This window comes from Sulfitobacter sp. HI0040 (assembly GCF_001634885.1).
Taxonomy (GTDB): Bacteria; Pseudomonadota; Alphaproteobacteria; order Rhodobacterales; family Rhodobacteraceae; genus Sulfitobacter.
The window spans coordinates 1-9626 of sequence record NZ_LWEX01000339.1 but is presented as its reverse complement, the minus strand read 5'-3'; the positions used below and the strand labels follow the sequence as shown (position 1 = coordinate 9626).

The window sequence follows — 9626 nt, the reverse complement described above, 5'->3', positions numbered from 1 at the left end:
TCGCCATGTCCACCGTGTCCATTCCCCACCCGCTGCCGCCCGGGGTGATCGAAGCCTTCATCACCCGCGCCATGGCGGAGGAGCGTGACGAAGATGTCTGGGTGATGGACGGCAGCAAATCCGGCACGTCCGAGGTGATGGGCGTGATCACCCTGACCCGGCTGGACCGGGCACAATCCGAAATCGGCTATTGGGTCGCGCCCGCGTTCTGGAACACGCATCTCGCCTCCGAAGCGGTACAGGCGCTGGTCGCCGCCAATCCGCTCGAAAACTGTGCCATGTTCGCTTCGGTCTTTCATGACAACCCGGCATCGGCCAAGGTTCTGACCAATGCGGGCTTTGTCTACCTCGGCGATGCGGAGACATATTGTCTTGCACGCGACGCTGCCGTACCCACCTGGACGTACAGCCGCAAGCTCTGACCGCCGGAAAGGCCCCACATGAAATTTCTCGACCTCTGCAAAGTCTATATCCGCTCCGGCGCGGGCGGCGGGGGCTGCGTGTCCTTCCGACGGGAGAAATACATCGAATTCGGCGGTCCCGACGGTGGCGACGGCGGCGATGGCGGTTCCGTCTGGGCAGAGGCCGTGGACGGGCTCAACACACTGATCGATTTCCGCTACCAGCAGCACTTCTTTGCCAAGAACGGTCAGCCGGGTATGGGCAAACAGCGCACTGGCAAGGATGGCGAGGATCTGGTGCTGCGGGTGCCGGTGGGTACGGAGATCCTCGACGAGGATCAGGAAACCGTGCTGGCCGATCTGACCGAACTGGGCCAGCGGGTTCAGCTAGCACGGGGCGGCAATGGCGGCTTCGGCAACCTTCATTTCAAATCCTCCACCAATCAGGCCCCCCGGCGCGCCAATCCGGGGCAGGAAGGGGTGGAGCGCACGCTCTGGCTCCGGCTCAAGCTGATCGCGGACGTGGGGCTTTTGGGTCTGCCGAACGCGGGCAAATCTACTTTCCTCGCGGCCACGTCCAATGCGCGCCCCAAGATCGCCGATTATCCCTTCACGACGCTGCACCCCAACCTCGGGGTTGTGGGTGTCGACAATACGGAATTCGTGGTGGCGGATATCCCGGGTCTCATCGCCGGGGCGCATGAGGGCAGGGGCATCGGTGATCGGTTCCTTGGCCATGTGGAACGCTGCGCGGTGCTGCTGCATCTCGTCGACGGCACTTCGGAAACCATCGCGGAGGATTACCGGACCATCATCACCGAACTGGAAGCCTATGGCGGCGATCTGGCTGAAAAGCCACGGGTTACGGTCCTGAACAAGGTTGATGCATTGGATGAAGAACGCTGCGCAAGTGCACTGAAAGAATTGAAAGATGCCGTTGGCGGTGAGGTTATGGAAATGTCCGGCGTCGCGGGCGAAGGGGTGACGGAAGTGCTGCGGGCTCTGCGTTCCAACATCGACGAGGACCGTCTGCGCCAGCGCCCGCAAGAGGAAGAGGCGCCGTGGCAACCCTGACCGACGCGCGGCGACTTGTCGTCAAGATCGGGTCCGCCCTGCTGGTGGACCGGACGACGGGGGCGCTGCGGCATGACTGGTTGCAGGCCTTCGCCGAAGACGTCGCCTGGCTGAAGGGGCTGGGGATCGATGTCGTCGTGGTCTCCTCCGGCTCCATCGCTTTGGGGCGGGGGGTGCTCGGGTTGCCAGCCACCACGCTGGCGCTCGAACAGGCACAGGCGGCCGCCGCGGTCGGGCAGATCCGGCTTGCCCGCGCCTACGAAGAGGTTCTGGCCCCCCACGGTATCACCACAGCGCAGGTTCTCGTCACGCTCGAAGACAGTGCCGACCGGCGGCGCTATCTCAACAGTCGGGCAACGTTGGAGCAGTTGTTGTCGCTTGGTGTCGTGCCCATCGTGAACGAAAACGACACCGTGGCCACCGATGAAATCCGCTTTGGCGACAACGACAGGCTGGCGGCGCAGATTGCCGTGACGGCGGGGGCGGATCAGCTCGTTCTGCTTTCGGATGTGGATGGGTTTTACAGCGCCAATCCCGCTGAGGACCCGGACGCCCGCCGCTTTGACGTGATCGAGGAGATCACGCCGCAGATCGAGGCGATGGCCGGCGATGCGGGATCGGGGCTGTCCAAGGGCGGCATGAAGACAAAGATCATGGCGGCCCGGACCGCCACGGCAGCAGGCTGCGCGCTGGCCATCACCGAAGGATCCGTGATGCGACCGCTTTCCGCGCTGAGCGGCGGCGCGCCCGCCACATGGTTCACCGCCCATACAGACCCCAAGGCCGCCCGCAAACGCTGGATCGCGGCGTTGAAGCCCCGGGGCAGCGTGGTGCTGGACGCGGGCGCGGTGGCGGCGCTGTCGCGCGGGAAATCGCTTTTGCCCGCGGGGGTTACAGGCGTGGATGGCGGCTTTGGTCGCGGGGACAGTATCGCGATCCTCGGGCCGGACGGGCGCGTGCTCGGCCATGGGCTCGTGCGCTATACCGCGCAGGAAATCGCCCAGATCATGGGGTGCCAGTCGGACCGTATCGAAACCCTCTTGGGCTATCCCGGACGTGCCGCGGTGATACACAGGGACGACATGGCGATCTGATGAAAAGCGACGTTCAAACACCTGTAAACAAAGCAGAAGGACCGACCATGACTGATGCCGGCGAAGATGTGAAAACGCTGATGCAGGACATTGGCCAACGCGCGCGCGCCGCTGCGGCGCAGGTGGCGACCGCCTCGGCGGAGCGCAAGCACGCCGCGCTCATTTCCGCGGCTGATGCCCTGCTCTCGACCTCCGGCGATATTCTGGCGGCCAACGCCCGCGATCTCGAATACGGGCGCGAAAAGGGGCTGTCTGACGCGATGATGGACAGGCTCCGCCTTGATGAAGGGCGTATTCGCGACATCGCGGGCAGCCTGCGGGCCATCGCCGACCAGCGCGATCCGGTGGGGGAGGTCATGGCGGAGTGGGATCAGGCATCGGGTCTGCATATCAAGCGGGTGCGCACGCCGCTTGGCGTGATCGGTGTGATCTACGAATCCCGGCCCAATGTCACGGCGGATGCCGGTGCATTGTGCCTCAAGGCCGGCAACGCGGTGATCCTGCGCGGCGGGTCGGAGTCCTTTCATTCCTCGCGGGCCATTCACGCCTGTCTGCAGCAGGGATTGCGCGATGCGGGCCTGCCCGAAGACACCATCCAGCTCGTCCCGACGCGCGACCGCGCTGCCGTCAGCGAAATGCTGGGCATGACCGGCTCCATCGACGTCATAGTGCCCCGGGGGGGCAAGGGGCTGGTGGGGCTCGTCCAGCGGGAGGCCCGGGTGCCGGTCTTTGCCCACCTCGAAGGGATCGTGCATATCTACATCGATGAACATGCAGATCCCGAAAAGGCGCTGAAGGTCGTGCTGAATGCCAAGACCCGGCGCACCGGCATCTGCGGGGCAGCGGAATGTCTGCTGATCCACGAAAAGATCGCCCCGACCATCGGCAAGGGGGTGCTGCGTGCCCTGATCGACGCGGGCGTCGAGGTGCGGGCGGACGAAGCTCTTCTTTCGGTCGACGGGACCGTTCCCGCCGGGTCCGACGACTGGGGGCGCGAATATCTCGACAGTATCATCGCCGCGCGTCAGGTCAGCGGCGTGGACGAAGCCATTGATCACATTCGCCGTTATGGCTCCCAGCATACCGACTGCATCATCACCGAGGATGCCGGGGCCGTCGAGGCCTTCACCTCACGGTTGGATTCCGCGATCCTCATGCACAACGCCTCCACGCAGTTCGCTGACGGTGGCGAATTCGGGATGGGAGCGGAAATCGGGATTGCGACGGGCAAGCTGCATGCAAGGGGGCCGGTCGGGGCCACGCAGCTCACCAGTTTCAAGTATATCGTGACCGGTGACGGTACGGTGCGCGGCTGAGAATTCCCCGCAGACCCTCAGAAGGTCAGGACAATTTCCTCTGCCCCGATGCTGGTTTCGATCCGGCGGCCCGCTTCGCGGGCCACTGCGGGTGCCAGCGCGAATTGAACGAGTGAGGGGGCGAGGATGGCGCGCGGTTCTTCCTCTGCCAGCAATGCCCATGTTTCGGGGTCGGGCATCAGCTTGGCGCCCGATCCGCGCAGCGTCCAACTCTCCCCCCGCGCCGTAATCTCCACCTCGCCGCCGAAGGGGAGGGCGGTTTCAAGGCAGAGCAACCCCAGAAAGGCGAGCCGCACCGAATTGCGCGGCTGGGCCGGGCCGGCATCCCAGCCAATGCGCAGCCGACTTGCCCCGTAGGTATCCCTCAGGACGGCCTGCGCCTCATCCCGGCCGACCATCTGGTCGCCGGCCGCCCCGAAGGCGAGCCGGAAAAACCGGATCCGCGCGCTCGCATGGCCCACCGATTCCTCGATCAATGCCATTTCCGGGCCTTTCGTGCCCCCGGCCATGGTCATGAGTTCTATTCCGTTGTTGATGGCGCCGATGGGCGATATCAGGTCATGGCAGATGCGGCTGCCGATAAGGGCGCCAAGCGCGCTATCGGCCCCGTTCACGGCACGGCCCGCAAAGCGAAAGGACGGCGCATGGAAGACCTGAACGCGATCCTGACCCCCGGTATGCTGGTCCGCCATCCGGAGCGGCCCGAATGGGGCGTCGGACAGGTGCAAAGCAACATCGATGGCAGGTTGACGGTGAATTTTCGCGACGAAGGAAAGATGGTCATAGACAGTTTTCGCGTAGGCCTTGTTCCGGTGTTCGATGAGGGATCATTCTCGTCAAAAGGTTAATGACCTCTTAATTTGCGGGGGTTACCTCAAGGTCAACGTGAAGGGGGATCGCCGCTGGCGGGGGCAGGGCGGATTGCGCTCCGCCGTCAATGCGCCTATGTCCCCTGCGACTGTCGCAAGAAGGGCAACCGACCGCATGATCCATGGCGCGTCACAGGATTTCAGCGTGCGTCTTGCCCGATCGACGTCGGATCTGCACGCGGCGCAACGGCTGCGCTACGACGTCTTCGTCAAGGAACTTGGCGGTTCCGGTACGATGGTGGACCATGCCGCGGGGCTGGAACGTGACAGATACGATTCCTTCGTGGATCACCTGCTGCTGACGGACAATCGTACCGGCGATGTGATCGGGGTCTACCGGCTGATGCGGTCCGACATGGCGGATCGGGCAGGGGGGTTCTACACCGAAGGCGAATATGACATCGGCCCGCTCAAAGCCACGGGCCGTCGGCTTCTGGAACTCGGTCGGTCCTGTCTGCATCGCGACTATCGCGGCGGTATCGCCATGCACCGGCTCTGGGCCGGACTGGCCGCCTATGTCGCGGAACATGATATCGAACTGCTGTTCGGCGTGGCGAGCTTTCATGGCACCGATAGCGCCGCGCTCGCCCAGCCGCTTTCGCTGCTTCACCACGTCTATCTGGCGCCGCCGGAATTGCGGGTCCGGGCGCGGGCCGAAGGCCGCCAGCCCATGGACCTTATCCCGACCGAAGGGTTGGACCGGCGCGGCGCCATGCTGCAGATACCCAGCCTGATGAAAGCCTACCTCCGCCTCGGCGGCTGTGTGGGCGACGGGGCCTTTATCGACCGTGCGTTCAACACGACCGATGTCTGCCTCGTGCTGGATACCAAGAAACTGAGCGAGCGGCAGCTGCGCATCTACGGGGGGCAGCCCGGATGAAGGCGCCCACCTGGCACAGCGAGACCTTGCCAGAGGTGAAGACCCCATCGGCCGCCGGCTGGCTGAGGCTTGTGCTCCGGGTTCTCGCCTTGCTCACGGTGATCGGCGTCGGGCTGGTGGTGTTGGGTTTGTTGCGGCTGGTGGAGCGACCGGTCTGGGGCGCGCATCGACCGATAACGCCCTATGTGACGCAGGCGGTGTGCCGCGTCGGCCTCATCATCCTTGGCCTGCGGCTGAAGGTATCGGGCCGCCCCATGGCCCGCGCCGGTGCGCTGGTGAGCAACCATATCTCGTGGATCGATGTTTTCGCCATCAATGCCACCACCCGGGTGTGCTTCGTCGCGAAGTCCGAGGTCGCGGGCTGGCCCGGGATCGGGCTGCTCGCCCGCGTCACCGGCACCGCCTTCGTCAAGCGTGAAGCTGCGGAGGCGGGCGCGCAGCGGGATCTGCTGCGCCAGCGCATCCGCGACGGTTTCCTGCTGGCGTTCTTTCCCGAAGGTACGACGACCGATGGCCTTCAGGTGCTGTCTTTCAAATCCGCGCTCTTCGCCGCCTTTACCGACATGCCTGCGAGCGCTGCCATCCAGCCCCTGACCCTGCGCTACGTGGCGCCCCCCGGGGCGGACGCGCGGCACTATGGCTGGTGGGGCGATATGGCGCTGGCGGAGCATTTCAGGACCGTGCTGTCGCAACCGGGCCGTGGTTCGGTGATCCTGACCTATCATCCCCCGTTGGCGCGCGATTTGTTGAAGGATCGCAAGGCCATGGCCCGCACGGCGGAAGCCATGGTGCGCAACGGGCTGCACGAACCCACGCCCTGAGGCAGGGGGAGGGGCCGGATATCGCCCGGCGCGGCATAGTCAATCCGCTGCCCATCCGACCCCCCTTGCGCCCGAAGCCAAGCTGTCCTATACGCGCGACACTTCAACCCGCAGTCGGGGTTGGGCCTGTGGGGGAGAAATCCCTGCATGTCCGCCGGTTGGCGCCACTCCTTAGGGAAGACGCGTCATACCCCCGATGAGGCTAAACCGGAAAGGTAAAAGACCATGGCTCTTCCAGAGTTCTCCATGCGCCAATTGCTTGAAGCAGGCGTACACTTCGGCCACCAGACACAGCGTTGGAATCCCCGCATGGGCCCGTACATCTACGGCGCGCGCAACGGGATCCACATCATGGACCTCACCCAGACCGTCCCCATGCTGGACCAGGCGCTGCAGGTGATCCGTGACACCGTCGCCAAGGGCGGCAGCATTCTTTTCGTCGGCACCAAGCGTCAGGCGGCCCAGCCGATCGCCGAGGCGGCCGAGAAATGCGCCCAGTACTACATGAACCACCGCTGGCTCGGCGGCACGCTGACCAACTGGCAGACCGTGTCCCAGTCCATCCAGCGGCTGAAGAACATCGACGAACAGTCGGAGCGCGGCTTCGAGGGCCTGACCAAGAAAGAGCGTCTGGGCATGGAGCGTGACCAGTCCAAGCTGGAAGCGTCGCTGGGCGGTATCCGCGAAATGGGCGGTCGTCCGGACCTGATCTTCGTCATCGACGTGCGCAAGGAACAACTCGCTGTTGCCGAAGCGAACAAGCTGGGCATCCCGGTTGTCGCCGTTGTCGACACCAACTGCTCGCCCGATGGTATCGACTATATCATCCCCGGCAACGACGACGCGGCCCGCGCCATCGCGCTTTACTGCGATCTGGCAGCCCGTGCCGCACTTGACGGCATGTCCGCCCAGCTCGGCGCCGCCGGTGTCGACATCGGCGCCATGGAAGAGGCCCCGGAAGAAGACGCACTGACCGAAGAGGCCTCCACCGGGGTCGAGGTCGGCAACGCTTCTTCCGAGACCGTGTCGGACGACGCCATGGCAAAAGACGCGCCCTACGACATCGAGTCGAAGAAAGAGACCGTCGCCAAGGCCGAGGAAAAGGCCGAAGGCTGATCCGCATCCGCGGATGACATTTGCGGGGCAGGGTGGACCTGCCCCGGTTTCCCGATGCGGGGCGCGGGCCGGACCCGCCCCCGAAAGCACAAGTATTTCCAGAGGAGAACCAAGAGATGGCTATCACAGCATCCATGGTCAAGGAACTGCGCGACACCACAGGCGCAGGCATGATGGACGCCAAGAAGGCGCTGACCGAAACCGACGGCGACATGGAAGCCGCCGTTGACTGGCTGCGCACCAAGGGTCTGGCCAAAGCGGCCAAGAAGTCCGGCCGCACCGCCGCCGAAGGCCTCGTGGCCGTTCAGGTCGAAGGCGGCCACGGCGTCGCGGTCGAGGTCAACTCCGAGACCGATTTCGTCGGCAAGAACGCCGAGTTCCAGTCGATGGTGGGCAACATCGCCGAAGCCGCGCTGAAGGTCGACAACGTCGAGGCGCTGAAGCAGGCGGAGATCAACGGCAAGACCGTTGAAACGACGCTGACGGACGCCATCGCCAAGATCGGCGAGAACATGTCGCTGCGCCGCATGGTATCGCTCGACGGTGAAACGCTCGTCTCTTACGTGCACAACGCGGTGGCACCCGGCATGGGCAAGATCGGCGTTCTCGTCGCCATGAACGGCGGTGACGAAGCCTTTGGCAAGCAGGTGGCCATGCATATCGCCGCGGTGAACCCGGCCTCGCTCTCCGAAGACGATCTCGACCCCGCGGTCGTCGAAAAGGAAAAGCAGGTCCAGATGGACATCGCGCGCGAATCCGGCAAGCCCGAGCAGGTGATCGAAAAGATGATCACGGGCCGGATGCAGAAGTACATGTCCGAAGTAACGCTGCTGAACCAGCCCTTCGTGGTGAACCCCGATCTGACCGTGGGCAAGGCCGCCGAAGAAGCAGGTGCGACCATCACCGGTTTCGTGCGTCTTGAAGTCGGCGAAGGCATCGAAGTGGTGAAGGAAGATTTCGCCGCCGAAGTGGCCAAGGCCGCCAAGGGCTGATCTGCCCCGAAAATTTGAATGAGAACAGGGCGGTACGCGCGAACGTACCGCCCTTTTTTGTGCGCGGATTCAGGTGAGATTGGAAAGGTAAGTGGTTGTATTTCCTTACTTATTCGCCCAGATGTGCCCCCAGCGCGTCGATTGCCAGCAAATAGCCCGTCGCCCCGAAACCGCATATCTGGCCCAGGGCGACCTTGGACACGTAGGAGTGATGGCGAAACGCTTCCCGGGCGTGAATATTGCTCAGATGCACTTCGACCGTCGGCAGTTCGATCGAGGCGATGGCGTCCATCAGGGCGATAGAGGTATGGGTATAGGCACCGGCGTTGAGGATGACGCCATCATGCCGTCCGCGCGCATCGTGCAGCGCGTCTATCATTTCGCCTTCATGGTTCGATTGAAAAAACGCCACTTCATGCCGCGATTTTTCCGCATGCGCCTGGCAGGCGCTTTCGATATCGGCGAGCGTGGTCGTTCCATAGACCTCTGGCTGGCGGGTGCCGAGCAGGTTCAGGTTGGGACCGTTCAGGATGAGTATCGACGCCATGGGTGCCTCGCAGAAGTTTTCCGCAGTTAAGGCAATGTACCGCTATCTGTCCACCATTGCTGGTCGTTTGGCGGTAGGAGGAGGAATGGGGGGCGTCTTTCCCGGACGGAAAGCAATGTAAATCCCATTCAGAAATGTCACCGGCTGTGCAAAGCAGAAAGGTCACCACAGGGCGCTACGGGAGCAAGGCTTTTGAGCCCGCAGACCCCAATATCGAAGGGCTGAAAAGCCTTGCGGATTGCGGGTCTTTGGTGTCGAGGATAGCGTGGTGACATGCTTCCGACGGTCAAACTTCACTCAGATGCTGATGTCCTGAAACACTCGCCGCTGGTTCGTGGGATGACGCTTGCGTTGCGTTATGCCAACGAAACCGGCGGGATCGGGCTGACGCAATCAGGCGCCTTCAACCGCAAGTTTGTGCATTGGGCGGCGGAACACTTTGAATGGCCCGATTTCACCGCCACCGAGTTATTCGAAATGAACAAGGTGCTGGATGAATACAAAATGCCACCTTTG

11 protein-coding genes and 1 pseudogene are annotated in these 9626 nt (G+C 63.5%); 10 read left to right on the top strand and 2 right to left on the bottom strand.

Annotation, left to right across the window (positions count from 1 at the left end):
* From A3728_RS14880 to A3728_RS14865, 4 genes are all read left to right on the top strand, one after another.
* Positions 1-422: GNAT family N-acetyltransferase (locus A3728_RS14880; RefSeq protein WP_067925275.1), on the top strand; the 422-nt coding region annotated here is incomplete at its 5' end.
* Positions 423-440: 18 nt separating this feature from the next.
* On the top strand, positions 441-1475 hold the full coding sequence (gene obgE / locus A3728_RS14875) for a GTPase ObgE (protein ID WP_067925272.1): 1035 nt from the start codon (positions 441-443) through the stop codon (positions 1473-1475).
* Complete coding sequence (gene proB / locus A3728_RS14870) at positions 1463-2569, top strand: glutamate 5-kinase (protein WP_067925269.1); 1107 nt, start codon at positions 1463-1465, stop codon at positions 2567-2569. Before obgE ends, proB begins: the two co-directional genes overlap by 13 nt.
* Positions 2569-3885 (top strand): glutamate-5-semialdehyde dehydrogenase, encoded by a 1317-nt coding sequence (locus tag A3728_RS14865; RefSeq protein ID WP_082851124.1) that lies wholly within the window; start codon positions 2569-2571, stop codon positions 3883-3885. Before proB ends, A3728_RS14865 begins: the two co-directional genes overlap by 1 nt.
* 17 nt (positions 3886-3902) lie before the next feature.
* Here the strand turns inward: A3728_RS14865 and A3728_RS14860 are convergent, their stop codons facing one another.
* Positions 3903-4499: a histidine phosphotransferase family protein gene (locus A3728_RS14860; RefSeq protein WP_067925263.1), complete on the bottom strand. Its 597-nt coding sequence runs from the start codon at positions 4497-4499 to the stop codon at positions 3903-3905.
* Between the two features lie 30 nt (positions 4500-4529).
* On the opposite strand from A3728_RS14860, the gene A3728_RS14855 reads away from it, so the two are divergent.
* The 5 genes from A3728_RS14855 (at position 4530) to tsf (ending at position 8563) form a co-directional block, all read left to right on the top strand.
* Positions 4530-4733, top strand: a complete 204-nt coding sequence (locus A3728_RS14855) for a DUF3553 domain-containing protein (RefSeq protein ID WP_067925260.1) — start codon at positions 4530-4532, stop codon at positions 4731-4733.
* Between the two features lie 136 nt (positions 4734-4869).
* On the top strand, positions 4870-5634 hold the full coding sequence (locus tag A3728_RS14850) for a GNAT family N-acetyltransferase (protein ID WP_067925257.1): 765 nt from the start codon (positions 4870-4872) through the stop codon (positions 5632-5634).
* On the top strand, positions 5631-6455 hold the full coding sequence (locus A3728_RS14845; RefSeq protein WP_067925254.1) for a lysophospholipid acyltransferase family protein: 825 nt from the start codon (positions 5631-5633) through the stop codon (positions 6453-6455). Before A3728_RS14850 ends, A3728_RS14845 begins: the two co-directional genes overlap by 4 nt.
* Before the next feature lie 225 nt (positions 6456-6680).
* Entirely contained in the window at positions 6681-7571 is an 891-nt protein-coding gene (gene rpsB / locus A3728_RS14840; RefSeq protein WP_067925251.1) for a 30S ribosomal protein S2, read from the top strand.
* 116 nt (positions 7572-7687) lie between these two features.
* Positions 7688-8563, top strand: coding sequence for a translation elongation factor Ts (gene tsf / locus A3728_RS14835; RefSeq protein WP_067925248.1), 876 nt, complete (start codon positions 7688-7690; stop codon positions 8561-8563).
* A gap of 109 nt (positions 8564-8672) precedes the next feature.
* Here the strand turns inward: tsf and aroQ are convergent, their stop codons facing one another.
* Positions 8673-9110 carry a type II 3-dehydroquinate dehydratase gene (gene aroQ / locus A3728_RS14830; protein WP_067925245.1) on the bottom strand — a complete coding sequence of 146 codons (438 nt, stop codon included), beginning with the start codon at positions 9108-9110 and terminating at the stop codon, positions 8673-8675.
* Positions 9111-9383: 273 nt separating this feature from the next.
* On the opposite strand from aroQ, the pseudogene A3728_RS14825 reads away from it, so the two are divergent.
* Positions 9384-9626, top strand: a pseudogene (locus tag A3728_RS14825) (hypothetical protein); the annotation flags it as partial.

Coding starts and splice junctions, on each gene's coding strand:
- A3728_RS14865 (WP_082851124.1), top strand. CDS start 2,569: ATGAAAAGCGACGTTCAAACACCTGTAAACAAAGCAGAAGGACCGACC.
- A3728_RS14845 (WP_067925254.1), top strand. CDS start 5,631: ATGAAGGCGCCCACCTGGCACAGCGAGACCTTGCCAGAGGTGAAGACC.
- aroQ (WP_067925245.1), bottom strand. CDS start 9,110: ATGGCGTCGATACTCATCCTGAACGGTCCCAACCTGAACCTGCTCGGC.
- tsf (WP_067925248.1), top strand. CDS start 7,688: ATGGCTATCACAGCATCCATGGTCAAGGAACTGCGCGACACCACAGGC.
- A3728_RS14850 (WP_067925257.1), top strand. CDS start 4,870: ATGATCCATGGCGCGTCACAGGATTTCAGCGTGCGTCTTGCCCGATCG.
- obgE (WP_067925272.1), top strand. CDS start 441: ATGAAATTTCTCGACCTCTGCAAAGTCTATATCCGCTCCGGCGCGGGC.
- rpsB (WP_067925251.1), top strand. CDS start 6,681: ATGGCTCTTCCAGAGTTCTCCATGCGCCAATTGCTTGAAGCAGGCGTA.
- A3728_RS14855 (WP_067925260.1), top strand. CDS start 4,530: ATGGAAGACCTGAACGCGATCCTGACCCCCGGTATGCTGGTCCGCCAT.